The sequence below is a fragment of the Clostridium sp. Marseille-P7770 genome, from assembly GCF_902143525.1.
Lineage (GTDB): Bacteria > Bacillota > Clostridia > Lachnospirales > Lachnospiraceae > Pilosibacter.
In genome coordinates, this window is the sequence record NZ_CABFVC010000002.1 from 445,417 (window position 1) to 471,892 (window position 26,476).

Annotated in this window: 28 protein-coding genes, 1 pseudogene and 1 riboswitch; of the genes and pseudogenes, 25 read left to right on the top strand and 4 right to left on the bottom strand. The window is 47.4% G+C overall.

Annotated features, from left to right (window positions below):
• Positions 1-50 precede the first annotated feature (50 nt).
• The 14 genes from FN001_RS05830 (at position 51) to FN001_RS05890 (ending at position 12,329) form a co-directional block, all read left to right on the top strand.
• On the top strand, positions 51-287 hold the full coding sequence (locus FN001_RS05830; protein WP_117514085.1) for an SH3 domain-containing protein: 237 nt from the start codon (positions 51-53) through the stop codon (positions 285-287).
• A 167-nt stretch (positions 288-454) separates the two neighbouring features.
• The gene (locus FN001_RS05835; RefSeq protein ID WP_142411122.1) at positions 455-871 is read left to right on the top strand and encodes a recombinase family protein; all 417 of its coding nucleotides are present in this window, start codon (positions 455-457) and stop codon (positions 869-871) included.
• Positions 872-978: 107 nt separating this feature from the next.
• On the top strand, positions 979-1,104 hold the full coding sequence (locus FN001_RS18690) for a hypothetical protein (protein WP_486463489.1): 126 nt from the start codon (positions 979-981) through the stop codon (positions 1,102-1,104).
• The gene (locus FN001_RS05840) at positions 1,097-1,930 is read left to right on the top strand and encodes a recombinase family protein (protein ID WP_486463483.1); all 834 of its coding nucleotides are present in this window, start codon (positions 1,097-1,099) and stop codon (positions 1,928-1,930) included. The genes FN001_RS18690 and FN001_RS05840 overlap by 8 nt, the downstream gene beginning before the upstream one ends.
• Positions 1,931-1,958: 28 nt before the next feature.
• Complete coding sequence (locus FN001_RS05845; protein ID WP_243121960.1) at positions 1,959-3,209, top strand: recombinase family protein; 1,251 nt, start codon at positions 1,959-1,961, stop codon at positions 3,207-3,209.
• A gap of 200 nt (positions 3,210-3,409) precedes the next feature.
• Positions 3,410-5,056: a hypothetical protein gene (locus FN001_RS05850; protein ID WP_142411123.1), complete on the top strand. Its 1,647-nt coding sequence runs from the start codon at positions 3,410-3,412 to the stop codon at positions 5,054-5,056.
• A 167-nt stretch (positions 5,057-5,223) separates the two neighbouring features.
• Positions 5,224-5,487, top strand: a complete 264-nt coding sequence (locus FN001_RS05855; RefSeq protein WP_142411124.1) for a 23S rRNA methyltransferase — start codon at positions 5,224-5,226, stop codon at positions 5,485-5,487.
• A gap of 119 nt (positions 5,488-5,606) precedes the next feature.
• Entirely contained in the window at positions 5,607-5,792 is a 186-nt protein-coding gene (locus FN001_RS05860; RefSeq protein ID WP_142411125.1) for a hypothetical protein, read from the top strand.
• Positions 5,793-5,815: 23 nt separating this feature from the next.
• Entirely contained in the window at positions 5,816-6,919 is a 1,104-nt protein-coding gene (locus tag FN001_RS05865) for a Fic family protein (RefSeq protein ID WP_142411126.1), read from the top strand.
• Between the two features lie 93 nt (positions 6,920-7,012).
• Positions 7,013-7,714 carry a LysR family transcriptional regulator substrate-binding protein gene (locus FN001_RS05870; RefSeq protein ID WP_142411127.1) on the top strand — a complete coding sequence of 234 codons (702 nt, stop codon included), beginning with the start codon at positions 7,013-7,015 and terminating at the stop codon, positions 7,712-7,714.
• A gap of 320 nt (positions 7,715-8,034) precedes the next feature.
• Positions 8,035-9,342, top strand: a complete 1,308-nt coding sequence (locus tag FN001_RS05875) for a CitMHS family transporter (protein WP_142411128.1) — start codon at positions 8,035-8,037, stop codon at positions 9,340-9,342.
• 72 nt (positions 9,343-9,414) lie between these two features.
• On the top strand, positions 9,415-10,323 hold the full coding sequence (locus FN001_RS05880) for a serine hydrolase domain-containing protein (protein WP_142411129.1): 909 nt from the start codon (positions 9,415-9,417) through the stop codon (positions 10,321-10,323).
• Positions 10,324-10,369: 46 nt separating this feature from the next.
• Complete coding sequence (locus FN001_RS05885; protein ID WP_185911849.1) at positions 10,370-11,287, top strand: LysR family transcriptional regulator; 918 nt, start codon at positions 10,370-10,372, stop codon at positions 11,285-11,287.
• 79 nt (positions 11,288-11,366) lie between these two features.
• The gene (locus FN001_RS05890) at positions 11,367-12,329 is read left to right on the top strand and encodes a carbohydrate kinase family protein (protein WP_118529555.1); all 963 of its coding nucleotides are present in this window, start codon (positions 11,367-11,369) and stop codon (positions 12,327-12,329) included.
• Between the two features lie 348 nt (positions 12,330-12,677).
• On the opposite strand, the pseudogene FN001_RS05895 reads toward FN001_RS05890, so the two are convergent.
• Positions 12,678-12,929 (bottom strand): annotated as a pseudogene (locus FN001_RS05895) (type II toxin-antitoxin system YafQ family toxin); the annotation flags it as partial.
• Positions 12,930-12,955: 26 nt separating this feature from the next.
• Entirely contained in the window at positions 12,956-13,228 is a 273-nt protein-coding gene (locus FN001_RS05900) for a type II toxin-antitoxin system RelB/DinJ family antitoxin (protein ID WP_118529556.1), read from the bottom strand.
• 106 nt (positions 13,229-13,334) lie between these two features.
• Between FN001_RS05900 and FN001_RS18020 the strand changes: the two genes are divergently transcribed.
• The 11 genes from FN001_RS18020 (at position 13,335) to FN001_RS05950 (ending at position 23,810) form a co-directional block, all read left to right on the top strand.
• Positions 13,335-13,508 carry a hypothetical protein gene (locus tag FN001_RS18020; RefSeq protein ID WP_182426724.1) on the top strand — a complete coding sequence of 58 codons (174 nt, stop codon included), beginning with the start codon at positions 13,335-13,337 and terminating at the stop codon, positions 13,506-13,508.
• Positions 13,509-13,679: 171 nt separating this feature from the next.
• Positions 13,680-15,020: an MATE family efflux transporter gene (locus tag FN001_RS05905; protein WP_142411131.1), complete on the top strand. Its 1,341-nt coding sequence runs from the start codon at positions 13,680-13,682 to the stop codon at positions 15,018-15,020.
• A 113-nt stretch (positions 15,021-15,133) separates the two neighbouring features.
• A complete protein-coding gene (locus FN001_RS05910; RefSeq protein WP_142411132.1) occupies positions 15,134-16,393 on the top strand; it encodes a DNA polymerase Y family protein in 1,260 nt (419 codons plus the stop codon).
• Positions 16,394-16,439: 46 nt separating this feature from the next.
• Positions 16,440-16,546: riboswitch (TPP riboswitch) on the top strand.
• Positions 16,547-16,984: 438 nt separating this feature from the next.
• A complete protein-coding gene (thiW, locus tag FN001_RS05915; protein ID WP_142411133.1) occupies positions 16,985-17,503 on the top strand; it encodes an energy coupling factor transporter S component ThiW in 519 nt (172 codons plus the stop codon).
• Positions 17,504-17,516: 13 nt separating this feature from the next.
• Positions 17,517-18,338 carry a hydroxyethylthiazole kinase gene (gene thiM, locus FN001_RS05920; RefSeq protein WP_142411134.1) on the top strand — a complete coding sequence of 274 codons (822 nt, stop codon included), beginning with the start codon at positions 17,517-17,519 and terminating at the stop codon, positions 18,336-18,338.
• Positions 18,339-18,405: 67 nt separating this feature from the next.
• On the top strand, positions 18,406-18,951 hold the full coding sequence (locus FN001_RS05925; RefSeq protein ID WP_142411135.1) for an RNA polymerase sigma factor: 546 nt from the start codon (positions 18,406-18,408) through the stop codon (positions 18,949-18,951).
• Positions 18,941-19,309, top strand: a complete 369-nt coding sequence (locus FN001_RS05930) for a DUF4179 domain-containing protein (protein ID WP_142411136.1) — start codon at positions 18,941-18,943, stop codon at positions 19,307-19,309. Before FN001_RS05925 ends, FN001_RS05930 begins: the two co-directional genes overlap by 11 nt.
• Positions 19,293-19,919 carry a histidine kinase gene (locus FN001_RS05935; protein WP_142411137.1) on the top strand — a complete coding sequence of 209 codons (627 nt, stop codon included), beginning with the start codon at positions 19,293-19,295 and terminating at the stop codon, positions 19,917-19,919. The genes FN001_RS05930 and FN001_RS05935 overlap by 17 nt, the downstream gene beginning before the upstream one ends.
• Positions 19,916-20,539, top strand: coding sequence for a PrsW family glutamic-type intramembrane protease (locus FN001_RS05940; RefSeq protein ID WP_142411138.1), 624 nt, complete (start codon positions 19,916-19,918; stop codon positions 20,537-20,539). Before FN001_RS05935 ends, FN001_RS05940 begins: the two co-directional genes overlap by 4 nt.
• Before the next feature lie 155 nt (positions 20,540-20,694).
• Complete coding sequence (locus FN001_RS05945) at positions 20,695-20,994, top strand: hypothetical protein (protein ID WP_142411139.1); 300 nt, start codon at positions 20,695-20,697, stop codon at positions 20,992-20,994.
• Between the two features lie 17 nt (positions 20,995-21,011).
• Complete coding sequence (locus FN001_RS05950; RefSeq protein WP_185911850.1) at positions 21,012-23,810, top strand: S-layer homology domain-containing protein; 2,799 nt, start codon at positions 21,012-21,014, stop codon at positions 23,808-23,810.
• Positions 23,811-24,061: 251 nt separating this feature from the next.
• Here the strand turns inward: FN001_RS05950 and FN001_RS05955 are convergent, their stop codons facing one another.
• Both FN001_RS05955 and phnC read right to left on the bottom strand, forming a co-directional pair.
• Positions 24,062-25,624: a PhnE/PtxC family ABC transporter permease gene (locus FN001_RS05955; RefSeq protein ID WP_185911851.1), complete on the bottom strand. Its 1,563-nt coding sequence runs from the start codon at positions 25,622-25,624 to the stop codon at positions 24,062-24,064.
• 87 nt (positions 25,625-25,711) lie between these two features.
• The gene (gene phnC, locus FN001_RS05960; RefSeq protein WP_142411142.1) at positions 25,712-26,470 is read right to left on the bottom strand and encodes a phosphonate ABC transporter ATP-binding protein; all 759 of its coding nucleotides are present in this window, start codon (positions 26,468-26,470) and stop codon (positions 25,712-25,714) included.
• Between the last annotated feature and the right edge of the window lie 6 nt (positions 26,471-26,476).

Below are 26,476 nucleotides of genomic sequence, written 5' to 3' on the forward strand. Positions count from 1 at the left end.
TGAGTGCTGTCTGACGTTGGAGATATTCCGTATTTGATGAATCCGGTAAAGTGATTTATTCCAATGCTACATTCACACCGTATCTTGTGAGAGTATCCATCGAAGATTTAAACATCCGCAAGGGTCCGGGAACAGACTACGATAAAACAGGTAAGTACACCGGAAAAGGTGCTTTCACTATTGTGGAAGAAGCAGAAGGTAAAGGTGCGAGCCTTTGGGGGCTTCTGAAATCTTATCAGAAAAAACGTAATGGATGGATTTCACTGGATTATGCCGAGAGGGTTTAAAGATAAGCCGGACAGAGACAACAGGTTTCTGTCCGGCTGCTTTTTTCGGCTCCTGACAAGTTTGGACAGAGTGGAAAAAGAGAGGGTGGAAACCGTAGAATTGCTTGACTTTACAGGGGTTTAGAGTGATTTATATACTACCAAAAACGAAAGGAGTACTTATTTATATGGTGATTGCAGGAACGATAAATAGGGTGGCTTTTTACTGCAGAGTCAACCATCGTGACAGAGGCTATGAAAAATATCTGGACGATGTAATGAGGCAGTTGGAAGAAGAATATGGAAAACAGAAATGGGATTTGCAGATATTCTTTGAGGAAGCTTCAAGAGCCGACCCGAACAGAAAAGAATTTAATCGTCTGAAAGCGGAAATCGCAGCAAAGAAGATAGATGTGGTGGTTACCATGAGGGCTGCTACGATTGCCCGTAACTGGGGACAGTTTATGGAGTTCATGCTGATTTGCAGTAAGAAAAATGTGGAAGTGGTATGCCTTGACAAGGTAGAGGATGCACAGGCCATTTTCCGAAGGATTCAGGAGTTTCAGAAAAGGTTTTTTGAAGGAAGTGATGTAACGTGCGAGTAAAAGTGATTAACAAACGACCAGCTTCGGTCTTACAAAAGAAAAGGGTTTGTGCTTATGCCAGAGTATCTACAGACAGCAGAAGACAGGAAGACTCTCTTGAAAACCAGATGGAAACCTATGAGAGACTGATTACCGGAAATCCGGAATATGAATTTAGCGGAGTATTTTCTGATCAGGGCATATCCGGCTATTGTGAGAACCTTTGCGCAGGAAGAAAGCAGAAGCATGAGTGAAAACAATAAATGGTCTATTCGGAAGAAGTTTGAGAGAGGAGAAGTGATGATTACCACATCCCGCTTCCTCGGTTATGACAAAAACGAATATGGAGATTTGATTGTGAACCGAAAGGAAGCGGAAATTGTCAGTCTGACTTTCGACCTTTATCTGATGAATGTCGGCTCGTCAAGGATTGGGGAGCTACTTGATTACCTGGGCGTGAAAACGGTGACGGGAACCACATGGGAGAGCGGGACCATCAACGGGATGCTTTGCAATGAAAAATACAAAGGTGATTTCCATCTGCAGAAGTATTATACCCCTGAAAACAAAAGAAACCATACAAGGAAAAACAACGGGGAAGTGCAGAGTTATTACATTTCGGAAAATCACGAACCAATTGTATCGCCAGAGGTGTGGGAACAGGTACAGAAGGTCAGAGAGCAGAGAAAGCGTGACAGGAATATTGGACAGGACAACACAATGAAGTTCCAAAACCGCTATCCCTTAAGCGGAATGCTGATTTGCCCTTGCTGCGGAAAAACGCTCCGGCGCAGACAGGTTTACAAGAAGAAAATCCAATGGCTTTGCAGCACCTACATTGAAAAGGGAGTCAAGGCATGCAAAGGGATAAGGATTGATGATGCCGAATTGCAAGGCTTGAACATTACAGAACAGACAGTGGTTGAGGAGGTGGTTAAAAATGGCAAGAAGCATTACTGTTATACCAGCAAAGCAGATTTCGACTGCGGAATCAGGAACAGCACAGTCAGTGCAGAAATTGAAGATGGCAGCGTACTGCCGAGTGTCAACCGACCAAGAAGAACAGTTATTAAGCTATGAGAATTAGGTCAATTATTACACAAATTACATCAGCGAGAATCCACTCTATGAATATGCAGGGACTTATGCGGACGAAGGTATTTCGGGAACCAATACCAAAAAGAGAGATGAATTCAACCGTATGATTGCTGATTGCAGGGCGGGAAAAATTGACATGATCATTACCAAGTCCATTTCCCGATTCGCAAGAAATACGCTGGACTGCCTGAACTATGTGCGAGAGTTGAAAGAATTGGGGATAGGGATTATTTTTGAAAAGGAAAATATCAATACCCTCGATGCAAAGGGTAAAGTGCTGCTTACCATTCTTTCCTCATTGGCACAGGACGAGAGCCGATCCATTTCAGAGAACTGCACATGGGGAATCCGCAGAAGCTTTGAAACAGGGAAACACAAAATGAGTACAAAGCGTTTTCTTGGCTACGATGCGGATGAGACGGGGAAGCTGGTAATCAACAGGACGCAGGAGCCGATTGTTGTTCGGCTGTATCAGGAATTCCTGGACGGAAAAACAACCGATTACATCAAGCGGATTTTTGAACGGGAAGGTGTGAAAAACTGGGATGGCGGTACGAAGTGGCAGTCCACAACCTTAATGAGTATGTTGGAGAATGAAAAATACAAGGGTGATGCCTTGCTGCAGAAAAGTTATACGGTGGATTTCCTCACCAAGAAACGTACACAGAATAAAGGGAAAATCCAGATGTTTTATGTAGAGGATGACCATGATGCCATCATATCAAAGCGGATTTGGGAATGTGTACAGCTTGAAATCAAACGCAGGAAAAAGTACCTGGAGGAGCATGGGACAAACTACTATTCCCACCGGCCGGAAAGCAATCCATTTGCATCCAAGATTATTTGCGGAGACTGCAATAAGGTATTTGCACGAAAAGGCTGGCGGAGCAGCACGGGTGTTGACCGTAAGGTATGGCAGTGCAGTGAACGCTACAAGGTCAAAGGAGTCATGGGATGTGCCAACCGCCACGTGGAGGAAGAAACGCTGATAAAGGCTTATCTGATGGCTTGGAACGCATTGGTGGAGAACCGAGAGGACTTTATGGAGCAGTGGACGGAACAGCTGCAGAGCGAGAACCTCTTGGAAAGTTATCGGGCGGAGAAGTTCATAGAATATACCGATGGGGCAAAGCCTTTGACGGAGATGGACACGGACTTCATGCTGAAAACGTTGGACCACATCAAGGTCTTTGAGGACGGAACATTGTTGGTGGTGTTCCTGGACGGAACGGAGATTGAATGTAAAAATGAAGAGGAGTAAGAAAAGATGCCGATTGGGAGTTGCGATTCCTAATCGGCTTTTTTTCTTGCTCTTTTGCAGATGGTAAAAAAGAGATGACCGTGGTAAAATAGTATCAATATTATAATAGATTACGAGAGAGGAAAGGCAAAAAAGTTTCGTAACTTATTTTGTAGAATAATTTAATATATTTTAAATTACAGTTTGGAGGAGGAAATTAAATGTATTCAGTTGATGCAGGGGATGCACATTTGTTATTAGGATATACTGATGTTTTTTCTGATGAAATGCCACATTTGCAAAAAGAAATAAATAATATGAATATGCATAAGGCGATTTCTATTATTTGTGAATTGATTAGAGTAAGAGATGCAATGCTTGATCCGATACCGATTTTATGGGGTGAGTTCAGAATTCCATTTGAAACTGTATTGAAGAAGCAGATGTGTGGTATCGATCCGAAATCTCCAAAAGAATTATTTGCAAACCCATTAATGAAAAGAAATGTACATATTATTTCGGCTCAAATGTTACTTATATTACTGAAAAAGGTTATTCAATTTGGAGATTATGAATCTATATGTGACACACAATATGAAATAGTACAAGAAGATTATAAAAAGATTATTCAATTGCAGTTAGTAGTGGCAGAAGAACTTAATCAGAAGCATTCAGAAAAGTTTGATAAAAACCATTTTCTTTATTCAACATATCATCTGAATTATCAGAGAAATGTTGCGCATGAATTTCTGAGAATGTATTATATGATGGAAAAAATCAGTAAGGACATAAACAATTTTGATGCAGATGTTCAGAAAGAGTATAGGGATTATTATTCGGCTTTTACAGAGAAATATCAATTTACACCTACGCAATATAGTTTTTTGCTGTTTTGGGAATTAAGTATTTATTATAGTGATGTAAATGGTTTGATATATAATACAATGTGGCGAGATGTTGAGAAAGTTTATGGAAAAATGAAAGAAAAAGAACTGATCAGCAAAGTTATTGGAGTGTTATCACAACAAGCAAAAGACTATTCGATATGGGCAGTAGAAAGCGATAATCAGGAATGGGATTTTAGTAAATTTTTTGAATTCCCTTTTATTAAAGATATCAAAGGAAATTATATATCGGTATGTGATATTACGCTAAGAAATGCATTTTTTGAAAAGATTTTCTGGTTGATTAGGGATTGTTATCCGAAAAATGATAGTAGAGCAATGGCATTTTTCGGGAGACTTTTTGAAAAATATATTCAAAATTTAACACAAGAGGCTGCAAAAGAGGGTTATTCCTATATAGAGGAATTTGCTTATGGAAAGAATAATAAAAAATCTTCTGATGCATATATAAGGAAAGATAACAATTTATTAGTAGTAGAAGCGAAAGGATTTTCTGTTTTATTGGATTGTATGACTAAAAACGAAAGTGTCGAAAAAAATAATAATAGAATGTTCGCAAGTCCTATTATTCAGGCAGATACTTGTTTGGATACTGTTATTGAAGACAAGCCAGAGTTTACAGGAATTGAAGAGGCGTATATAATTTCTGTAACAATGGATAATATTGATGCAGTTCCTGATTATTATAATGAAATACATAAAAATGTAGAGGCTGAGAAGAAATGTAAAAAAACTAAATATTACTTCAATTTTAATATTGAAGAATATGAGATGTTAATGTATTTAGTAGAGCAGAAACAAGATATCTTTTGTTTATTGAAAGAGTATTATGAAAATGAAAAATTGAAACCTTTTAGTAATTATTTGTTGGAAAAATATCCAAAGACTGGAATGACATCTTTTATGGAATCATTGTTTCAGGAAGCAAGTGAAAAAATGAAAGATATGTTGTTTGAAGAATAGGAAGATGGGGTAAACGCTATCCCCCTAAGTGGGGTATAAACCTTTTCGCAAAAGGTGACGGTTTCGCTATTTAGTATAAGAAGTAACTTTCACCGCATGTGGAGACGGTAGCATTATTAACTAAATAAGGTGACTTTGGGAAGAAAAAGAGAGACTTCCAGGTTGAGATGGAAGTGCCGATTAGTCCTGATATGCACCAGGAGTATAAGGAACAGAAACCAACTTATGAGAATATCAAAAAGTATATCATGGAGAAGCATGGGGTAAAGGTTCATACTGCTTATATAGCAGAAGTAAAACGGGATTGTGAATTGGATATGCGTCCTAATTATAATGTTTCAAAGAAAGAGGCTCCTGTGATAAAATCCTGTACTCCAGAGAAAAGAGAATATATCATGGAGGCACTGAGGTATTATAAGCTGGTAGTGTAGTTTACAGGGTAGAGAAGAAGTAGTAGAGAAAGGAACAAGAAATTCGTCTTTTAAAAGAACTTGTAAACAAAGCTGAAGACTATAGAATTGCAAAGAAAATAAGAGAATATATTCAGGCCATGATAGATAGTGGAAATGAAGATATTACTCCAGAATGGATTGAATGGGATAGGAAGAAAGCTGACTGGTATGATCCGTCTATAGCGACTGAGGATGAATATTTGGGAAAACGTCAGCATGAAAAAAGTGCTGAAGAAAAGGAAAAATCTTTGCAAGACAGTATCAGAAAGAGCTGGTATTGGTAAAAATGAATGGAGGAGGCAATTTGATGGATCAAGATCCTTTTAAAGAGTATATAAAACAATCAGAACCGAATAAAAGAGAAAAAGGTTATGCCTGGCATACAGCTATCGGACTTCAAGCAGTGGATGGATTAAAGACTTCGAAGTATTTGATTGATACTGCAATAAAGAATATTGAAGGTGATATTTCGATTGATGAAGCGCAGGAACTTCTAAATACGTATTATGAAGAAAATCCAAAAGCAGATACAGACGACCGTACGGAAGAGGCCGATAAAGTTGCTGTTAGAATTGCAAAAATTTTATCGGAGAAAGCATTTAGTTTTACTCCGAATGAGTATATCTCTATTCATAGAAAGTTGTTTGCTGGGATTTATGGACGTGCCGGAAAACTAAGAGATTATAATATCACAAAAAAAGAATGGGTGCTGAATGGAGCAACGGTTCTTTATGGAAGTGCATCAGAACTTCGAGCAACTCTGGACTATGATTTTGCAGAGGAAAAGAAGTTTAGCTACAAAAAATTGAGTATGGAAGATATTATTCATCACTTGGCAATCTTTGTATCAAGATTATGGCAGATACATGTATTCGGTGAGGGAAACACACGAACTACAGCAGTATTTTTTATTAAGTATCTTAGAACATTGGGATTTGATGCAACCAATGATATTTTTGCGGAGAACGCATGGTATTTTAGAAATGCATTAGTTAGAGCAAATTATAACGATTTGAAAAATGGTGTTCATGAGACAACTGAGTATTTGGAATTGTTTTTAAGAAATTTATTGTTGGATGAGAAGAATGAACTTCATAATCGTTCGATGCATATTAGTGGAAGGTTTGCAGAAGTGGATATTGGAAATGAAAAACTGGACATTGAAAGCACAAAAGTGGACATTCGAAATAAATTACTTTCTTTCTCAGATACGATTTCAGAAAAAACAATAAATCATACAGTAGAAATATTTTCAAAATGTGGAAAAGAAGAATATTTCGGAAGAACGATAGTAGAAGAAATTACCGGATTAAAGCCATCAGGAGCTTCCAAGTTAATAAAACTGTTGGTTGATAGTGAGGTAATCGTACCTGTAACAGGATATGGAAAAGGAAAATATCGGTTTCAATAAAAGTTGACATCGAAGGGGGTTAATGCCATTCGCCAAACTACCCAAAATAAATCGGTGGCCGATATAATACCAAATTTGGTAGCAGTATTTATAATGATTTTGAATTATAAAAGTGTTACAAAATATCGGCATACCCGCTACAGCTCCCTATTTCGTGTGACCTATGCCGACGAGATGTATCTGGCGGCAGCAGATGCTATACTGGCTGTCAACGACCAGCTGGAAAAGCAGCTGCGGTTGGGCATCAGTGTGCAGCGATCCATGCAGATTCTGCCCAAGGTCATTCCTGTTTTTCGGCAGAAGTATCCCAAGGTCACTCTGGATTTGACGGAACGGGGGTCTGCCAGCCTGGAGGAGCTGTTGCAAAAGGGGACCATTGACCTGGTCTTCGTCACCATGGAATCCACCGGCACCAATCTGGTCTATGAGCAGCTTATCGAGCAGGAAAACATTAGCATTCTGGATGCCAGAGACACTGGGATCGTGGCCCGCATCGAGTCCGGCCCCCCATCACCTTGGCGGATGTGGAGAGAGACTTTTGTGCCGATGCGGGAAGGGCATTCCATCCGGGTAGTGCAGGACAAGCTCTTCTGTCGCTCTGGCTTTCATCCCAAGATACTGCTGGAGACAAACACTTTGGAGGTAGGCAAGCGGGTGGCGGTTGCCTCCGGTGCCTGTATGCTGATGTCCAATATCTATATAGATGAGTTTATCCGCAGAAAACGAGGGGAGTTTTACCCTTTGAAAGATTACGAAAACTACCGCCATCTCTACGCCTGCCACAGTAAGGAGTAATTTATGCCCAAGTACCTCCGGGACTTTATTCAGATTACAACCCGTGTTCTCTCCGGGAAAAGTATTTAGTATTGGTAAAAATACCGCCGCAGGCTGCCGGACACAGACAGCCTGCGGCGATATTTTTGTTCATCCCGGCAATCGCTATGGACATCTTGGGAAAACTGCACAAAAGCATTTTTTGTATAACATTTGATTATACAAACCGGATTGTTTGGGTATTGGATAATTTTTCCTGCACCCGGTATAATGAAAGCATCTAGATAACCGCAGTAATCGATGAACGAAACAAATCACAAAAAGAGAAAGGAAAGAAAGATATGTCATACTTAGGTCTTGCAGGCTTCGCTCTGATGATTCTGATCGTAGCCCTGCTGCTCTGGGGAAAGAGTACACCTGCGGTGGTTTTCATTCTCCTTCCCATCATCGTTGGCTTTGCTGTCGGCTTTACCGCTGAGGAGATGAGCGGATATGTTGCCTCCGGCGTGTCCGGTGTGGCGACCACGGCAATCCTGTTTATCTTCGCGGTTCTGTTCTTCGGTGTTATGAACGATGCCGGTGTTTTCGATGTGATCGTGGGCAAGGTTCTGAAACTGGTGGGCAATAACATTACACTGCTGATGTTTGCCACGGTGCTGATTGCCTTCATTGGCCATCTGGATGGCTCCGGTGCAACCACCCTGTTGATCTGCATCCCTCCTCTGCTTCCTATTTATAAGAAAATGAATGTGCGGCCCATCAACCTGCTGTGCATCACAACCCTGACCATGGGCGTTATGAATATCGTGCCCTGGGGTGGCCCCTGCGGACGCACCGCCGCCGCGCTGGAAGTCGGCACCTCTGAGATCTGGAGGTATTGCATCCCCGCACAGGTTGTCGGAATTGTTCTGATCCTTGGCCTGTGTGTCCTGCTCTCCCGGAATGAAAAAAAGCGTGGAGCGGGCTACAACCCTGCCGCCGAGGCGGAGACCGTCAGCGTGGAAACTGTCGCCGAAGTGAATGAACTGCACCGTCCCAAGCTGTTCTGGTTCAACATTGCCCTGATCGTGGCGGTTGTGCTGATGCTGACCATGACCAAGGTGGCAACACACATCACCTTTATGATTGCTCTGGCCATCGGCCTGACGGTCAACTATCCCTCCCAGAAGATGCAGATGGAGCGTGTCAAGGCCCACGCCACCGATGCTCTGACCATGGCCTTCACGGCACTGGCTTCCGGTGTTCTTATCGGCATCATGGGCAAGAGCCCCATGCTGGACGCCATGACTCAGATGGTTCTGTCCGCCATGCCCGAGAGCATGGCTCCCCACCTGCACGTGCTGTTTGCCGCTGTCAACAGCCCGCTGAGTATGTTCATCCACGGTGATGCCCTGACTTATGGCATTCTGCCCATTGTCAACCAGATTGTGTCTGCCTACGGAATCCCTGCCGCTGCTGTGGGCGCAGCCTTCTTGATTACTTTTGGCCCTGCCATTTACATCATGCCCATGACTGCTGCTACTTACATGGGCCTTGGCCTGACCAATGTGGAACTGAAGGATCATATCGCCTTCTCCTACAAGTGGGCATTCGTTCTGGCAAGTGCCATGCTGGCCTTCGTTCTCGTCACCGGCATCATTCCCGTATAATCCGCAACAACCGTTACGGCTGCCTCAGGGGATTCCAGGGGCAGCTATCTTAACAAACAAAGGAGTGTTACTATGCGTCAACTTGATCTTTCTGCCTTTGAGGCAGCTGTTACCTCTGAGAATCTGGCTGTGCGGGGAATGCGTGTATTTCAGGATGGACAGCTGATCGCGTACTACCAGCCGGAGCCCGAGCAGCGTCAGAACCAGTATTCCGGCACCAAGAGCTTCACCTCCACCGCCTGCGCCTTCGCTGCCCAGGAAGGGTTGTTCTCCATGGATGATTATGTTCTGGATCACTTTGCGGAGGACGCACCGGAAAATCCCAGTGAGAATCTGAAAAAAATGAAGCTCCGCCATCTGATTACCATGTCCATGGGCTTTGAAAGCCCCATGCTGATGGGAGCCATGCGTCCCAAGATGGTGGAGAAGGACTGGGTAAAATTTGTGCTGAAGGCTCCGGTGGTTCATGAGCCGGGCAGCGTTTTCCAATATAACAACGCAGGTCCCTATCTTCTGGGCATTCTGGTGCAGAGAAAAACCGGGATGTCGCTGGTGGACTATCTGATGCCCCGGCTGTTTGAGCCCCTGGGAATTTCCCGTCCGGAATGCGAGAAGGACCCCTTGGGCAACACCTTTGGCGCCGGCGGCTTGCAGCTGAATGTCAGCGAGTTTGCCAAGCTGGGGCTGCTGTACCTGCAGAAGGGTCAGTGGAACGGAAAACAGCTGATTCCTGCCCAGTGGGTGGAAGAAGCAACCCGCAGCCATATTGTCTCCGATGAAGGCGATGACGAAATTGGCACCGACTATGGTTTCCTGTTCTGGATGATGCCTGATGGAATGTTCCGCGCGGACGGAAAGTATGGTCAGTACTGTGTGGTCGTCCCCAGGAAGAATGCGGTCATTGCCATCAATTCCATGCAAATCGAAAACGAGAAAAAAGTTCTCCGGGCGGCTGTCAGAACGGTGCTTCCTCTGCTATAATATAGCCAACAACGGGATTTCCCGACAACAGGAAAGGAAGCGCGCCATGGATCGCAGAGAAATCGAGTATGTTATTGTGATTGCCCAGGAGAAAACACTATCAAAAGCAGCGGATCGCCTGTTCGTTTCCCAACCGGCTCTCAGCAGATTCCTGCTGAAGCTAGAGGATGAGCTGGGGCTTCCTCTGTTTGAAAGAAGAAAACGGCAGCTGATCCCAACATACGCAGGGGAACTTTATCTGGCAACAGCGCGCAGTATCCTGCAACTCCAGCAGAAACTGGAAAAGGAACTGGATGCGTTGAAGGAGGTCGATCACGGAAAACTGTCCGTGGGAATTACCCCTGGACGCGGTCATACCATTCTGCCCATGATCTTACCGGATTTCCGAAAGCAGTTTCCGGATTATGAGCTTCGGATTTTTGAGGAAGATGTGGACACACTGGAGCGTATGCTCAGTGACGGGACCATTGAAATTGCTTTTTTCACCATGTCTGAAAAAAGCAGGTTCACGCAAAAACGGTTTTGCTGTGAGTTGATCTCTCAGGAGGAAATTGTACTGTGTGCCCCGAAAAACGGCCACTATGAGCTGCTTTCCAAAGACGAACCCGGGCGAAAATATCCGTGGATTGATTTGAAGTATCTTGAAAACGACTGTTTCCTTACTCTGAAAAAGAAAATGCGGCTGGGACAGCTGGCTTCGGAAATTCTGGAAAGTCATGCGATTTCTCCCAGAATTGCGGAACTGAGTACCATTGATACCGTTCTGTCCCTGGTGGCACAGGAATACGGTGTGGCATTTGCCAGCAGTTTCCGCATTGAGAAACATGAGACTGCCGACAAAATCAGCTTTTTCTCCTTTGGAGAACACCCAGAGGTTTGGGATTTTGTTGCCGCATATAAGCAGGACTATCTGGTTTCACAACCGGCTAGATTCCTGATTAATCTGGTTGGTGCTCTGTACTGATTCACTCCCCTTTCTGAGGTCAGACAGGTGGGAAACCATACCGCTTATTTCGAGAGGAATTTACAAAGGAGTGACATGAATGATCGATATTGTTGCACTGGGGGAAATCCTGATTGATTTTACGCCCAGCGGAGTAAATGAGCAGGGAATCGCTATGTTCGCCCGGAATCCCGGTGGTGCGCCAGCCAATGTGTTGGCTATGAACAACCGGTTGGGAGGAACCTCTGCCTTCCTTGGTAAAGTTGGTGCAGACGGATTCGGCCGTTATCTGCGGCAGACACTGACAGAATGCGGCATCTATGATGCCGGTCTGGTAGAAGACAACTCTATTCCGACAACGCTGGCATTTGTTCAACTGAATGAACAGGGAGACCGATCCTTTTCTTTCTACAGAAAACCGGGAGCGGATCTAATGCTGAAAGCATCGGAGGTTCGCAGAGATCTAATCGACCAGTGTAAGATATTCCATTTTGGATCAGTGTCTCTGACTGATGAACCTTGCCGCAGTGCATGTCTTGATGCTGCGGCCTATGCAAAGCAGCAAGCTAAGAGAATCAGTTTCGATCCAAACTACAGACCGCTACTTTGGGATACGGAGGCAGATGCACGGGAACAAATCATGCGAGGTATTGCTTTGGCAGATATCTTGAAGGTATCTGAGGAAGAACTGCTGCTGATTACCGGAACAGCCGATCTGGAGGCGGGTTCCAAAATCCTGATGGAAAAGGGACCTTCTCTGGTGCTGGTAACGCTGGGAGAGAGGGGAGCATTCTACCGTAACCGAACCCACGCGCAGCTGATTCCTACATACCCTGTGAAAGCTATCGATACGACAGGATCGGGGGATGCGTTTGTCGGCGCAATGCTCTGGTCGTTGAAAGACCTGCCTGAAGAGGAATTATTCCTTGGTGACCTGAGCCAAATAGTGGATTTTGCAAATGCCGCAGGAAGCCTCACTGCAACGAGGGGCGGCGCAATTCCAGCATTGCCATCCATAGAGGAAATCCAGGTCTGCCGTCAGAAAAAAATAGGAATTTTGTAGTTTAAGCGGCTCATGGGTTTCTTAGGTTCATCCAATGAATTAATGCATTCATGTGATACTGAGATAGGCTCCCTACTCAGTTCATGCATTCTTGAAAATCCCCAGAACTTCATCTTCTTCCCGGATGAAGCTCTGGGGATTATTTCGTTTTGGAATGAATGCCCACAAACCATTTCCCATTTGTGGGTACTCATTTCAAAGCGGGCTGAGATTCCAAAGGGATGGCAATTCCTTTTGCTCAGGGTTGCCCGGCATTGCTGCCGCGCATAAAGAAAGCACCGACCAGATTTCTCCGACCGATGCTAATAAACTGCTATTCTATTGAGATTTACAAATTTCGATTTGTACTTATTTCTTAAACAGCTCAGAATGTGAAGCAAGGCGAAAAAGCATCAAAACAAGAACATATCCACGAATTTCATAAATAAGCAGCCGGTTCGGTTCGATGTGACATTCACGAGTACCTTTGTAGTTTCCTGTAAGGTCATGATCCCTGTGTTTTGCATCCAGCGTACCGCCATTCGCCAGAATATCGATTACCTCAAACAGCTTATCCAGATTCTTATTTTGCTTTTTGGCAAGCTTCAAATCCTTTTTAAACTGATTGGTAAACTACGCATCATATTTCATACTTCAAGTGCCGCCTTCAAAGCATCCATATTGGAATATCTCGGCGCAGAAGGATCAGACAGCATTTTCCGTCCTTCCTCAATCGCAGCGGTTGTAGTATTATTCGGTACTTCCAGTTTTAATTCAAAAGGAATACCATGCTCACGGATAGCGGTTCTCAGGAACATATTTACAGCAGTTGTCATATTCAGACCAAGTTCATTGAAGATTTCCTCCGCCTGATCCTTGATTGCCTTGTCTATACGAATATTTAAATTAGTTGTTGCCATACAAAACACCTCCATTCAAGTATAGTATACTCAAAAACACGTCTAATATCAACACATTGTCATTATAAAAGATGCATAAATTCTGTTAAAGGTGAATTGAAAGAAGATGAAATTTAAATGGTTAAATGAAAGTGAAATAATGATGGAGGGGGATAAAATAGAAGCGGATTTACCGTTAATTATAGACAATATCCGTGCAGGTATGGGAGTTGGACTATTGTTCCCGGTCACTTTATTAATCGTGCTTTTTATTTTTGCAAGGCAAAAAAATAATAAATGAAATCTTTTTCCCCAAAGTGGAAAAAAGTCTGAGAATAGCCAACGGCGGTACAGGCTTAAGGAGCCGAGCGGGAAGCTTGCGAAATTTTTTATAGATGAAATTCTGCAGGAAACCATGTATAATAGAGATACTGGATCAGCGAAAAATAAAACGAATGAGGGAATTTGGGGAATGGAAGGAAATTTAACAAAGGGACCTATCATGAAGACCCTGGTGAAGCTCGCTGTCCCGATCATGGCATCGGCATTTCTGGGGACGCTTTACAACATTACGGACATGGCGTGGATCGGCCTTCTGGGATCAAAGGCAGTAGCGGGAGTCGGCGTCGGGGGAATGTTTACCTGGCTTTCGCAGGGGCTGGCGTCCATGGCGAGAATGGGCGGACAGGTTCAGGTGGCACAATGTATCGGGCGCGGGGACCGGGAAAAAGCCCACGGATTTGCCCAGGCTGCAGTGCAGCTTTCAGCGGCAATGGGAATCGCGTATGCGGTCCTCTGTCTTATATTTGTCAATCAGATGGTGGGATTTTTCAGACTTGAGGATGCGGAGGCCCAGGCGTCAGCGCTGGCCTACACAAAGATCGCCTGCGGACTGATTGTATTTTCATTTTTGACATTGACACTCACGGGACTCTATACGGCTCAGGGAGACTCAAAAACGCCGTTTATGGCAAATCTGATCGGACTCGTGACGAACATGATCCTGGATCCGGTCCTGATCCTCGGACCGGGACCATTTCCGAGACTGGGTGTAACCGGGGCAGCGATCGCTACGGTGACAGCTCAGGCGATCGTGATGAGTATCATGATTCTTGGGATCATTGCGCGGAAGAGGGAGAATGTGTTAAAAGGAACCCGGCTCTTTGCGAAGATCCCTGCTGAATTTTTAAGGGGAATCTGCAGGATCGGAATTCCAACCGCTCTGCAGGGCATGGCATACTGCGGAATATCCATGATCCTGACGCGAATGGTGTCCGGATACGGTGCGGAGGCAGTGGCAACGCAGAGAGTTGGCGGTCAGATCGAATCGATCTCCTGGAATACGGCTGATGGCTTTGCGGCGGCGTTAAACGCGTTTGTGGCCCAGAACTATGGGGCCGGTGAGAGAGAACGCGTGCGGAAAGGATATCAGGTATCCCTGTGGACGGTCGGAATCTGGGGAGTGCTGGTCTCCGCCGTATTTATCTGTTTCCCAAATGCGATCGCGGATATCTTCTTCCATGAGCCGAAGGCGGTTGCGACAGCCGTGGGCTATCTCGTGATCATCGGTTTCAGTGAGGCATTTATGTGTGTGGAGCTGACGACGATCGGAGCGCTGTCGGGACTCGGAAGAACGAGACTCTGCAGTGTGATCAGTATTGTGCTCACGGGTGCCAGAATCCCGCTTGCCATCGTTCTTAGCGGTATCATGGGGCTTGATGGAATCTGGTGGGCGCTTACGTCCACGTCGATCGTAAAGGGAATTATATTTACATGCACGTTTTTCTGGATCATGAGAGAAAAAAGCGTGTGAACAGGCAGTGCGGCAGGATGATCTGAGGCATGATAATAGAAAGGTTTCCTTTGCATTGCCTGACCGAATGAGGTGACGGAAGTCTTGGAAAGTTCTGGTATGAGGAAAACAGTATGGAACGGTTGATATTTCATGTGGATGTGAACAGCGCCTTCCTCTCCTGGGAGGCGGCGAAGCGCGTAAAGGAGGGGCTGCCCGATCTTCGGGAGATCCCGTCCTGTATCGGCGGGGGTCCGAAGCTAAGGCGCAGCATCGGTGTGGCGGAAACGATCCCGGCGGAAAAAAATGGGGGGACGACAGGGGAACCTGTGGCTCTGGCGTTGCGGAAATGTCCGGATCTCGTATGCGTACCGGGTGATTTTGCGCTGTACCAGAGATGTTCCCGGGCGTTTAAGGAAATCTGCGCGTCCTATGCGCCTGCGATGGAATCCTTTTCCATTGACGAGGTGTTTCTCGACATGACCGGTACCCATCTGATCTATCCGGATCCGGTGGCGGTGGCCCACGAGATCAAGGATAAGATCCGGGATGAGTTGGGATTTACGGTGAATGTCGGGATCGGAACGAATAAGCTTTTGGCGAAAATGGCATCGGATTTTGAAAAGCCGGATAAGGTACATACGCTGTTTCCGTCCGAGATCCCGAAAAAAATGTGGCCGCTTCCGGTGCGGGATCTTCTGTTCCTTGGAAAGGCATCGGAGCAGAGACTTTTACAGGAAGGAATTAAGACCATCGGAGATATGGCGCGGAGCGGGGAAGCTGAGCTTAAGCGGATCCTGGGAGAAAAGGCCGGGCATCAGCTTTACCGGTATGCCAACGGCATCGACGATTCCCCGGTGCGTGCGGAGCGGGAGGAAGCGAAGGGCTACAGCGCGGAGACGACCGTGGAAGAGGATCTTGTGACGTATGAGCAGGCACTGGCGCTTCTGCTTGCCCAGTGTGATGTGGTGGCTGCAAGGATGCGCAGAGACGGGAAAAAGTGCAGCTGTGTGGCGGTGACCTATCGGACACTGGATTTTAAGACGAGGTCACATCAGAGAGCTTTTGAGGATCCCACGGATGTGACGGAGGAGATCTTTGCGCAGGTAAAAAAACTGTTATATGAATGTTGGAAGTGTGAGCCTCTGCGGCTGATTGGAATGGCGCTGACGGATCTTACAACGGATGATTTCAGACAGATCTCCCTGTTTGAGAATCCTGATGAACGGGAAAAACAGAAGAAAGCAGATGAGGCGTTCGACGATATCCGCAGGCGTTTTGGAAATGGAATGATCGTCCGGGGCAGTACGATGAGCACGGCCGGGAAGGTTGCGAGAAAGGCGAAAGCCCAGATGGATCAGGACGTGCGGATAAAGAAGGAAAAAGAAAAATAGGAAATTCTTTACTTGCAAATTTTCGAAGATGCGCTATAATAAGTCTTACAAAAAACAGGGGAGCTCGTTGGCGGGCTGAGAGGAAGTAATCGAACTTCGACCCTTTAACCTGATGCGGATAATGCCGCCGTAGGAAGTCATGATATGAATTTTTACAGGGGACATGCCGCGAGGGGTGTCTCCTGTTTTTATGTCATCTGACTTAAAAAGTTCGGGATCATTGTGTTTCCGAAACAGGTGGCAGAAAAAAAGTAACAAAAACCATACTTTGGGAAAGGAGAAAACGGGATCCGCCAGCAGGCGGCGGGCCGAGGGGGAGCGCCCTGGGCTTTGTATGAGATCAGCGATGGGAAGCCGTGTTCCGGCGTGAGAGGATGCCAGTAAGCATCGACCGCCTTCCATACAGTGATCCGGAGAGGGGAACTGTACATTTTTATGTGGAGTACATGGTACTTCGCCTGTGGAAGCGCTGTTGTCGTACAGACGTTTCCTTAAAACGCGGCTGCACAGGGAAGCTTTGCGGCTGCGGAAAATTTTCAAAGGAGGAATGTGTGACGGTCCGAAGGAAGGACCGGTCACGCGGAATAAAACATGAAACAGACAAATACGAAAAAATTAGCGGTGGCAGCCGTTTTCTGTGCTGTCGCAGTGGCAGGAAGCTTATTTTCATTCCCGGTATTCGGGAGCAAGTGTTCCCCGGTACAGCATATGGTGAATATTCTCTGTGCGGTCCTCTTGGGACCGGGATACGGACTGGGCGCAGCGTTCGCGGCGGCGCTGATCCGGAATCTTCTGGGCCTTGGAAGCCTCATGGCGTTTCCGGGAAGTATGTTCGGCGCGCTGATCTGCGGACTTGTGTATCAGAAGACGCAGAACATTCCGGCGACACTGGTCGGTGAGGTATTCGGAACATCGGTTCTTGGCGGACTCACGGCCTATCCGGTAGCAATCTTCCTTATGGGAAAGAGCGCGGCAGGTCTGGCATTTTACGCATATGTGATCCCGTTTCTTATTTCCACTGCCGGAGGTGCAGTGATCAGCGGTGTGCTGATCTACAGCTTAAAGAAAGCCAATATTCTTACCGGTATGCAGGAAGCAATGGGACAGTAGAGGAGAGAGAAGCATGTTAAAACAGATGTTTGATCAGGTGCGGGAGAATAGCCCGCTGATCCACAATATTACGAACTATGTGACGGTAAATGACTGCGCGAATATGGTTCTGGCCTGCGGGGCCTCCCCGATCATGGCGGACGATAAAGAGGAGGTCGCGGAGATCCAGACGATCTGCGCAGGCCTCAATATCAATATCGGTACGCTGAACAGCCGTACCATCGAGTCTATGAAGATTGCGGGAGCGCGGGCCAATGAGCTGGGACACCCGGCAGTGCTGGATCCGGTGGGCGTCGGGGCATCGACACTCCGGACATCGACGGCCAACGAACTTTTAAAAGCGGTAAAATTCGCCGTGATCCGCGGAAATATCTCTGAGATCAAGACACTTGCGGTGGGAACAGGGACCACAAAGGGCGTGGATGCGGATATCGCAGACCGTGTAACCGAAGATAACCTTGATGAGGCGGTGGCATTCGTGAAGAAATTCGCAGAGAGGACAGGAGCTGTGATCGCGGTCACAGGCGCTATTGATCTCGTGGCGGACGCAAAAAAAGCGTACTGCATCTACAATGGCCATCCGATGATGTCCTCCATCACGGGAACCGGCTGCCAGCTTTCTGCTCTTACAGCAGCATTTGTGACTGCAAATCAGGAGCATCCGCTTGAGGCGGCAGCAGCGGCAGTCTGTGCCATGGGACTCGCGGGGGAGATCGCCCATAAACGGCTGACACCGCAGGACGGGAACGCAACATACCGGAATTATATTATCGACGCGATCTATCATATGGACGGGGATGAGCTGGAGCACGGGGCGCAGTTTGAAGTAAAATAGGACTTGAAATTATGCCGATACCCACATATACTGTGTATAGTATTTCAGACAGAAGGAAATGAACAGCATGGTCATTGATGAAGAACTTTACAGACAGTATCTGCGCGGCGATGAAGCAGGACTTGAGGCTTTAATGAGAAAATACGGTAACCCGCTGACCCTATACATCAATGGATATCTGCATGATGTCCACGAAGCGGAGGACCTGATGATCGAAGTCTTTTCCTATCTGTTCACAAAAAAGCCACGCATCCGGGACGGCGGTCTTAAGGCCTACCTGTATAAAGCAGCGCGGCACATGGCACTGCGCCACAAAAGCAGACGCCGGCTTTTCTTCAGCCTTGATGACCTGACGGAAGAGCCGGATGGAAAGACGCTGGTGGAGGAGGTTATCCGGACCAGAGAACGGGATCAGATTCTGCACTTCTGCATGGACGAGTTAAAACCGGATTACCGGGAAGCTCTTTATCTGACCTATTTTGAGGGAATGAGCTATCGGCAGGCCGCTGAGGTCATGGGAAAAAGTGAGAAGCAGATCACCAATATGGTATACCGGGGAAAAGCGCGTCTGCGTGGATTGCTGGAGCGGGAGGGAATTACCAATGCGAAGTAATGAGGAACGGATTGCGGAAGTAAAACGTCGTATTGCGGAAAAAGAATACAAAAAAAGACTGCGGAGAGAATGGGCTGCCGCAGTTTGCTGCGTGGCCGCATGCCTTGCAGTGATCGTAGGTGTTTCCCTTTCCATGCCTGATATTGTCAGCCGGATCGAGATGGGAACTGCCTCTAACTTTGAAACAACTGCGACGATGTTGGGCGGCAGCTCTGCACCTGGATATATCGTGGTCGGACTGCTCGCTTTTGTCCTCGGCGTGTGCGTGACGGTTTTATGTTTCCGCATCCGCAGACTGAACGAAGAAGAACAGACAGGGGAGCAAAAGGGGGAAAATGCAGATGGAAGTTGTCAGTAACCTTTTGCAGGCCGCGGTTACCCTGCTGGGCTTTGGCCTGAGTGGTATCCGGTATCTGAAAAGCCGGAAACAGGAGTATTTCCTGCTGACCTGCTTTTATGGCTGTTTCTTCCTTGGATCTCTCTACTGGACGATGTATCTGCTCTTATTTTCCGAAACGCCGCAGGTCTTTTATGTGTCAGAGTTCGGCTGGGTAGCAAGTGTCATTTTCCTTTCCATGCTGCAATACACACTTTCTTCGGAAGAAGAAAGGAGATTTCCGTGCAGGAAGGCCTTAAGTGCTGTCCTGATCGGTGTTCCGCTGTGTATATTTTACTGCACCTTTGGAGATATCCTCTCCAATCTGCTCTGGTGCGGTATGATGATCGTTGTTTCCTATTCTTCTATCCGGGGGCTTGCCTATGCCAGAAGGCAGAGGGGAGCTGCGCATAATATGAAATATTTTCATATCTGGGTACTGTGCTATGTGACATTAGAATATGCTCTCTGGACTTCTGGCTGCTTCTGGCCGGGAGATTCCATTTTCAGCCCATATTGCTGGTTTGATCTTTTGCTGGCGGGCTGCCTGCTCGCTTTGCTGCCGGCAACGGGAAAGGCGGTGCAGGAATGACGTATATTGAAAATGTTTTTATCTGTATGGCATCACCGTTACTGATCGCCGCCCTGTGCATGGGAAAACGGCAGACAAAATTTTTTCTGTTCTGCCTTGCGGGAATGGGGTCATGTCTGCTTTCCGCTTATATCAATACCTTTTTTGCCGCGCTTTATGGTGCGGACAACCTTGCCGCCACTGCGGAGATTGCCCCGGTGGTGGAGGAAGTCATGAAGCTTCTGCCTCTGCTCTTTTATCTTCTGGTATTTGAGCCGAAAGCGGAACAGATCAGAATTACTGCCGTGATGGTCGCCCTTTCTTTTGCCACTTTTGAAAATATCTGCTATCTGATCCAAAATGGAGCCGGACATTTTTCATTTATTTTTTTCCGGGGGATCGGAACAGGAGCGATGCATGTGATCTGCGGAGCCATTGTAGGCGGAGGCCTTGCGTATGTGTGGCAGCGGACCTGGCTGAAGATTGCCGGAACCTGCGGTCTGCTGGGAGCAGCCATCACGGTTCACGCGATCTATAATCTGCTGATCGCTTACGGCGGCGCAGTGCAGTATACTGCCTATCTTCTGCCTGTAGTGATTTTGGCAGCGGGAAATCTGATCGCCCGCCGTCTGACACCGTAATATAACTTTATTTTGTGATTTTTGGGAGCTGTTTTTACGCAGCTCTCATTTTTTTTAGAAAAATCTGCTTCCCGGGTGAGAGTTTTTCTGGATTTTTGTACCTATATAAGTGAAAGACCCTTAAGCTGAGTGTTCAGAAAGGAGGTTTTGTGTGCATGTACGATACACAAAAGCGTGTTGCGCTGGCAAAAGAGCGGATAGTGAAATATCGCCGCCGACAGGCGCGGCAAAGCATTCGCAGTCTGTCTGTACTGTGCGCTCTGCTGTTTTTGTCCCTTCTGGGAACGGTAGGTACGGTGCAGAGCCAGCCGATGGATGCCGCGGGAATGTACGGGGCGATCCTGCTGCATGAGGGTGTGGGCGGATATGTGCTGGAAGCGGTCGTTTCCTTTACCGCGGCAGTTGTGCTCACTGTTTTATATATCAAATTCAGAAAAAGGAAACAGATACCATAGAAATGGGGGGAAAATCAATGAGAAAGCCAGAAAAACAAAAGAAACAAAGAGAACGGATCTATGCGGCACTGCTCTGCATCTGTACGATGCTTTCTTTGGTTTCTGTGCCTGTATTGGCGGCAGAAATGAGAAAAGGAGCGGGCAGCCATGAACATACCCCGGAGTGTTATACGTGGACGGAAACATGTGTCCATAAACATACGCCGGAATGTTACCCGCAGAAGGATACAACGGAACAAGTGGTCACCCCATCTGATGCGGTGGAGCCCACCGAATGCAGCCATGTATGCAGTGAGGAAAGCGGCTGCATCACAAAAGAATTAAATTGTCAATATGACAGCGAAAGCACTCCAATAACTGCGAAAGCGCTTATGAAAAATAAAGCGATCGCAACCCGGTCCAATGCGCGGAAAGTCTCTTCTATCGCTCGCGCACAGGAGATGATCGATGCTTTGCCGGACGTAACAGATATCAATAACGATAACCTCGAGGAGGTAAGGCTTCAGTTTAAAGCTGTTGAGGACGCAATGATACAGCTTTCCGTTGAAGACACGGTCGTACTTGATATCGCACGCTATCTGAAGGTTGCGGCTGTGCTGTATGGACCGTTTCCTGACATCCAGAATCCTATCCTCGGCACAGATATTAAATGGACGATCAGCAGAGACAATAAGACCATTACGATATCCGGTAAAGGGGAAATGCCTGATTTCGACAAAACTAGTCCCGGTGAAAGATGTCCCTGGGAGGACAAAAAGTCTAAGATTAACAAGGTGGTCATAGAGGAAGGAGTGACAACGATTGGAAAACATGCATTTAGTGGATGCATAGCACTCAATGAGGTGCAAATTCCAAAAACAGTCAAAACAATAGGGATTGCCGCTTTTCAGGGCTGTAACACCCTCAGGCAGATTGATATTCCAGGTAGTGTCAAAGATGTGAGGGGCTTCGCATTTTATGATTGCCCGCAACTTGGGCAAGTTCACACCCATTGGAAAGATCCGGAAGAAGCAGAATTGTCATTGGCATTTTATCTGCCCGGTAAATCATGGCCGGAGAATCTGACGATATATGTTCCTGACGCGTATAAAGACAAATTTGAAGCTGCATGGATAAACTGGAAGGTAAAGGGCGAAACTTACACAGTCTCTTTTGATGGAGGCAGAGCATCGGGACGTATGGAGTCAGTGGAAGGCATATCCGGGGATTACGTTCTTCCGGAGTCTGGTTTTACATATCAATCAGCGATCCTTGATTGCTGGGCGCTGGATAATCCTGATGGAGAGAAAGCGGGATGCCCGGGAGATATTTTTCCTGTTACGGAGAATGTGGTGCTTTATGCCAGCTGGAGACTTGTGATCGTGATACCGGAGATTCACGCATGGGGCGAATGGCAGAGCGATGCCGGAAAACATTGGAAGAAATGCTCAAACTGTAATGTCATCGGTGAAGAATCAACACATAAGTGGGATAGCGGCGAAGTGACAATACAGCCTACCTGTACAACCGCAGGTCAGAAAACCTATACCTGCACAGTCTGCTCCGCAACAAAATCAGAAACGATGGATGCGCTGAGTCATGATTTCAGTGTGCAGCAGCATAATGAAACCCGGCACTGGAAGAAATGTTCCCGCTGTGAGGCAGAGGATATCAGGGAAGATCACTTCGGCGGAACAGCCACCTGCAAAGATCAGGCGGTGTGTTCTGTCTGCGGCGCGGCTTATGGGGAACTGAATCCAGATCATCACACGGGCGGCACCGAGGTGCGCGGCAGAGTTGAGGCCACCACCAGCGCGGATGGCTATACGGGGGACACCTATTGTAAGGGCTGTGGTATCAGAATTGCGGCAGGACAGGTGGTACCGAAGGATCCGGCGTCCCCGACGACCCCGACGACCCGACGACCCCTGACGACCCCGACGACCCCGACGACCCCGACGACACCGACGACACCGACGACCCCGACGACACCGACGACACCGACAATCCCGACGATTCCAACGACCCCGACGATCCCGAAAAAGGACAGCAGCAGTTCCGGCAGCAGCGGCGATACCTCCAGCTATACGCTGAACTTTCATGCGAACGGTGGCGGCGGCATAAGTACAATCGGGGGAACCTACGGTAAGACAGTCAGCCTTTCCGATCATATTCCGACCCGTGAGGGCTATGATTTTACCGGCTGGTATTCCGATCAGGAATTGACACAGAGGATCACGGAACTCAGGATGATCGGAAACAGGACGGTTTACGCCGGGTGGATAAAGAGCGATCCAAACGCAGGGGCGAATCCATTTACGGATGTGTATGGAAATGATCAGTTTTATAAGGATGTGATATTTGTCTATGAAAAGGGATTGATGTCAGGCACCAGTGCGGTGACATTTGCGCCGAACACCAATACCACCCGTGCTCAGATCGCGGTGATTTTCTACCGTATGGCGGGCAGCCCTGCTGTTGAGGGAAAGAACCGCTTTACCGATGTGGAGTACGGTCCCGGTACCGTAGGGTTTTACGATGCGGTAACATGGGCACAGCAAAACGGCATTATGGGAGACCTTGACGGCAAGAAATTTGGTCCGGATGATCCTGTTACGCGCGAACAGCTTGCATCGATCTTTTATCGCTACGCACAGCTCAGGGGTTATGATACCACACAGAGTGGCATGGCAGACGGCATCGATCTTCCTGATCTGAAGGGCACTATTACCCGCGCTGAGACTGCGGGGATGCTCCACCAATTTGTAGAAAAACAGGGACTGAAACCTGTTGCTGCGTCGACAGGCGCGACAGAATGGGTGAAACCGACGAGCTGAGACGGCGCATCCGGATAAACAATCGGTAAAATACTGAATTTGAGGACAGGCGGCTGATGGCCTGTTTGTCCGGGTCAAAAATGAATAAAAGACCTTTTGACATTGTTAGTTACTTTGTGTCAAAAGGTCTTTTTACTATTTATAAAATCTATGTAGTTCATGCTGGACGTCAGTTGTAGAAAGCATATTTCTGGGCAGGATGGAATTTCTGGAAACAGTCCTAAAAAGAGATGAAAGAGCAGGGAGTTATTTTATCTGCGTGAAGACAGAATATCCACACCCCACACAAGCAGAATCAATCCCAAAAGGATTGCACCAGCCTTATTCCAGTCGTACTGGTTCATCGCGAAGATAAGCGGTGCGCCGATCCCGCCTGCCCCCACGAGTCCGAGAACGGATGCCTCACGGATATTGACGTCAAAGCGGTAGAGGACGGCAGAGCAGAATGCCGGGGCGATCTGCGGGAGAACGCTGTGGAAGACGGCTGGAACCGGGTGGACACCCATGGCGAGGAGCGCCCGGTACGGGCCGGGATCAATGGCCTCCAGACATTCAGTGAAGCGCTTTGTGAGAAGTCCGATGCTGCAGACTGCTAACGTCAGGACACCTGTGAAGGCGCCGGGACCGGAGACCCGGATAAAGATCAGACCATAGATCAGGAACGGGATCGACCGGATCGCCATGATGATCAGGTTAAAGAAAAAAGCGGCCGGCGCCGGGACAAAGCGTCTTGTGTTGAGAAAGGCAAGGGGTGCGGCAAGAAAAGCACCGATGGCTGTTCCGACAATGGCAATGCAGATGGTCTCAAGAAGCAGATAGCCGAGCCCGTCTTTCTCTGCGGAGAAAAAGAAGGTCCAGTCCGGATGTGTGAGTCCGGCTGCCATACTTTTTAACGCCGCGGCACTTGTTCTTGAAAAATCCGGCGGAGTCTGTGTCGCGAGGCAGAAGAGGAAGAGCACTGCAAAACCGAAAAGGATCATCCGTCCAGAGATACGGGCCTTTTTGGACAAGTCTTTTCTGCCTGAAAAAAGTTCTGCAATCTGTCCGCTGTGGATTACCGACGTAAAATACCGGTTCGCGGACTCGATCACACAGACCGTGAGAAAGAGCAGCAGCAGGATCGTTCCGACCTTGTGGAATTCCCGCCAAGAGATCTTTTCATTTAAGATCAGGCCGATCCCGCCTGCCCCAACGTATCCGAGAATGGAACTGTGTCGCACATTCGTTTCAAAGAGGTACAGAGCGTTTGTCAGAAACGCGGGCAAAATCTCCGGCAGGACGGCATGGATAAATGCCGGGAAACGGGCGCAGCCCATAGAGATAAGAGCGTGATAGGGGGCCGTGTCTGCATGCTCGGCATCCTCATAGGTGAGCTTAGTCATGATCGCGAAGGTGTAGAGCGTGATGGCGAAGGTTCCCGCGAAGGTTCCGAGTCCGAAGAGAAAGGTTGCGGCGAGGGCCAGGATCAGCGCCGGAAAAGACCGGAGTACCTGGATCAGGAGACGCAGCAAACGCCTTGCCCAGGACGGAAAATGCAGGGACACGGCGCCGAAAGGGGAAACGATCAGCGCCAGTGCGGATCCGGTCACAGTACCGGTCACGGACATCTGGACCGTGTAAAAGAGCGGCAGCAGGATCTTCGGAAAATAAGAGAGATCCGGTTGCATCATGTCGGCCGCCAGATCTGAAAGATGGGAGCTCCTTGAAATAAAAAGAGCCGGATCGCATCCGGTGAAGGACGCGGCGGCGTAAAAGCAGAGAAGGAAGAGGATCCAGCCGGCAGGTTTTATATATTTTTTTCGGTTTCTGTACATGGATCGCTTCCTCCTCTGAAATGTTTCTCTGCAAGGATCCGTTGGGACGGATAAACGCATAAATAGCAGAGTTCTATTATTCATCACCTAAGACAGGTGGGGGTCTTCGAGACTGAGATAAATGTTTCTCAGGATTTCCTCATTCATTTCCGATGGCGTTCCATCAAAAACCACATTTCCATCCTTCAGTCCGATGATCCGGTCGGAAAACTCCTGGGAGAATTCCAGATTATGGCTGTTCATAAGAATCGTGACGCCGTCTTTCTTCTGGATCTCCTTTAAAAGTGTCAGGATCTGCCGCCCGGTGACCGGGTCCAGGGACGCGGCGGGTTCGTCGGCCAGGAGAACCTTTGGATGACGCATAAGGGCTCTCGCGATGGCAGCTCGCTGTTTCTGACCGCCGGAGAGATTTTTTACCGGTTCCTCCGCTTTCTCGGAGAGTCCCACGCGGTCAAGAAATTTTAATGCCTCCGCCCGGCGTTCCTTTCCGTAGATTCCGAACACAGCGGGGAAAAATCCCATATCCGGCAGACAGGCGGTGAGCACATTTGCAAGGCAGGTGGAATTTTCCACGAGACAGAAATCCTGATAGATGGTGCCGATGGATCTCTTCACATTCTTTCTGTCGGTTCCGGACATGGACGCTATGCTGCAGCCATCAAAAAGGACAGCCCCGTCCCCCGGCGTCTCCATGCCGTTTAAGATCCGGAACAGTGTGGTTTTTCCGGCTCCGGACGGACCGATCACGGAGACGAACTCACCCTGGGGGACGGTAAACGTCACATGATCCAGGGCGCGGGTCCCGTTTTTAAATTGTTTTCCGACGTTCTGAAGAACGATTTCCATGAAGAT

Coding starts and splice junctions, on each gene's coding strand:
- FN001_RS05860 (WP_142411125.1), top strand. CDS start 5,607: ATGATAGATAGTGGAAATGAAGATATTACTCCAGAATGGATTGAATGG.
- FN001_RS05850 (WP_142411123.1), top strand. CDS start 3,410: ATGTATTCAGTTGATGCAGGGGATGCACATTTGTTATTAGGATATACT.
- FN001_RS05955 (WP_185911851.1), bottom strand. CDS start 25,624: ATGTACAGAAACCGAAAAAAATATATAAAACCTGCCGGCTGGATCCTC.
- FN001_RS18020 (WP_182426724.1), top strand. CDS start 13,335: ATGAAATTTAAATGGTTAAATGAAAGTGAAATAATGATGGAGGGGGAT.
- FN001_RS05875 (WP_142411128.1), top strand. CDS start 8,035: ATGTCATACTTAGGTCTTGCAGGCTTCGCTCTGATGATTCTGATCGTA.
- FN001_RS05835 (WP_142411122.1), top strand. CDS start 455: ATGGTGATTGCAGGAACGATAAATAGGGTGGCTTTTTACTGCAGAGTC.
- FN001_RS05885 (WP_185911849.1), top strand. CDS start 10,370: ATGGATCGCAGAGAAATCGAGTATGTTATTGTGATTGCCCAGGAGAAA.
- FN001_RS05900 (WP_118529556.1), bottom strand. CDS start 13,228: ATGGCAACAACTAATTTAAATATTCGTATAGACAAGGCAATCAAGGAT.
- FN001_RS05890 (WP_118529555.1), top strand. CDS start 11,367: ATGATCGATATTGTTGCACTGGGGGAAATCCTGATTGATTTTACGCCC.
- FN001_RS05870 (WP_142411127.1), top strand. CDS start 7,013: ATGATTTTGAATTATAAAAGTGTTACAAAATATCGGCATACCCGCTAC.
- FN001_RS05930 (WP_142411136.1), top strand. CDS start 18,941: ATGCGAAGTAATGAGGAACGGATTGCGGAAGTAAAACGTCGTATTGCG.
- FN001_RS05905 (WP_142411131.1), top strand. CDS start 13,680: ATGGAAGGAAATTTAACAAAGGGACCTATCATGAAGACCCTGGTGAAG.
- FN001_RS05940 (WP_142411138.1), top strand. CDS start 19,916: ATGACGTATATTGAAAATGTTTTTATCTGTATGGCATCACCGTTACTG.
- FN001_RS05945 (WP_142411139.1), top strand. CDS start 20,695: ATGTACGATACACAAAAGCGTGTTGCGCTGGCAAAAGAGCGGATAGTG.
- FN001_RS05880 (WP_142411129.1), top strand. CDS start 9,415: ATGCGTCAACTTGATCTTTCTGCCTTTGAGGCAGCTGTTACCTCTGAG.
- FN001_RS05910 (WP_142411132.1), top strand. CDS start 15,134: ATGGAACGGTTGATATTTCATGTGGATGTGAACAGCGCCTTCCTCTCC.
- thiW (WP_142411133.1), top strand. CDS start 16,985: ATGAAACAGACAAATACGAAAAAATTAGCGGTGGCAGCCGTTTTCTGT.
- FN001_RS05865 (WP_142411126.1), top strand. CDS start 5,816: ATGGATCAAGATCCTTTTAAAGAGTATATAAAACAATCAGAACCGAAT.
- FN001_RS05925 (WP_142411135.1), top strand. CDS start 18,406: ATGGTCATTGATGAAGAACTTTACAGACAGTATCTGCGCGGCGATGAA.
- FN001_RS18690 (WP_486463489.1), top strand. CDS start 979: ATGGAAACCTATGAGAGACTGATTACCGGAAATCCGGAATATGAATTT.
- FN001_RS05935 (WP_142411137.1), top strand. CDS start 19,293: ATGGAAGTTGTCAGTAACCTTTTGCAGGCCGCGGTTACCCTGCTGGGC.
- FN001_RS05950 (WP_185911850.1), top strand. CDS start 21,012: ATGAGAAAGCCAGAAAAACAAAAGAAACAAAGAGAACGGATCTATGCG.
- FN001_RS05840 (WP_486463483.1), top strand. CDS start 1,097: ATGAGTGAAAACAATAAATGGTCTATTCGGAAGAAGTTTGAGAGAGGA.
- thiM (WP_142411134.1), top strand. CDS start 17,517: ATGTTAAAACAGATGTTTGATCAGGTGCGGGAGAATAGCCCGCTGATC.
- FN001_RS05855 (WP_142411124.1), top strand. CDS start 5,224: ATGGAAGTGCCGATTAGTCCTGATATGCACCAGGAGTATAAGGAACAG.
- phnC (WP_142411142.1), bottom strand. CDS start 26,470: ATGGAAATCGTTCTTCAGAACGTCGGAAAACAATTTAAAAACGGGACC.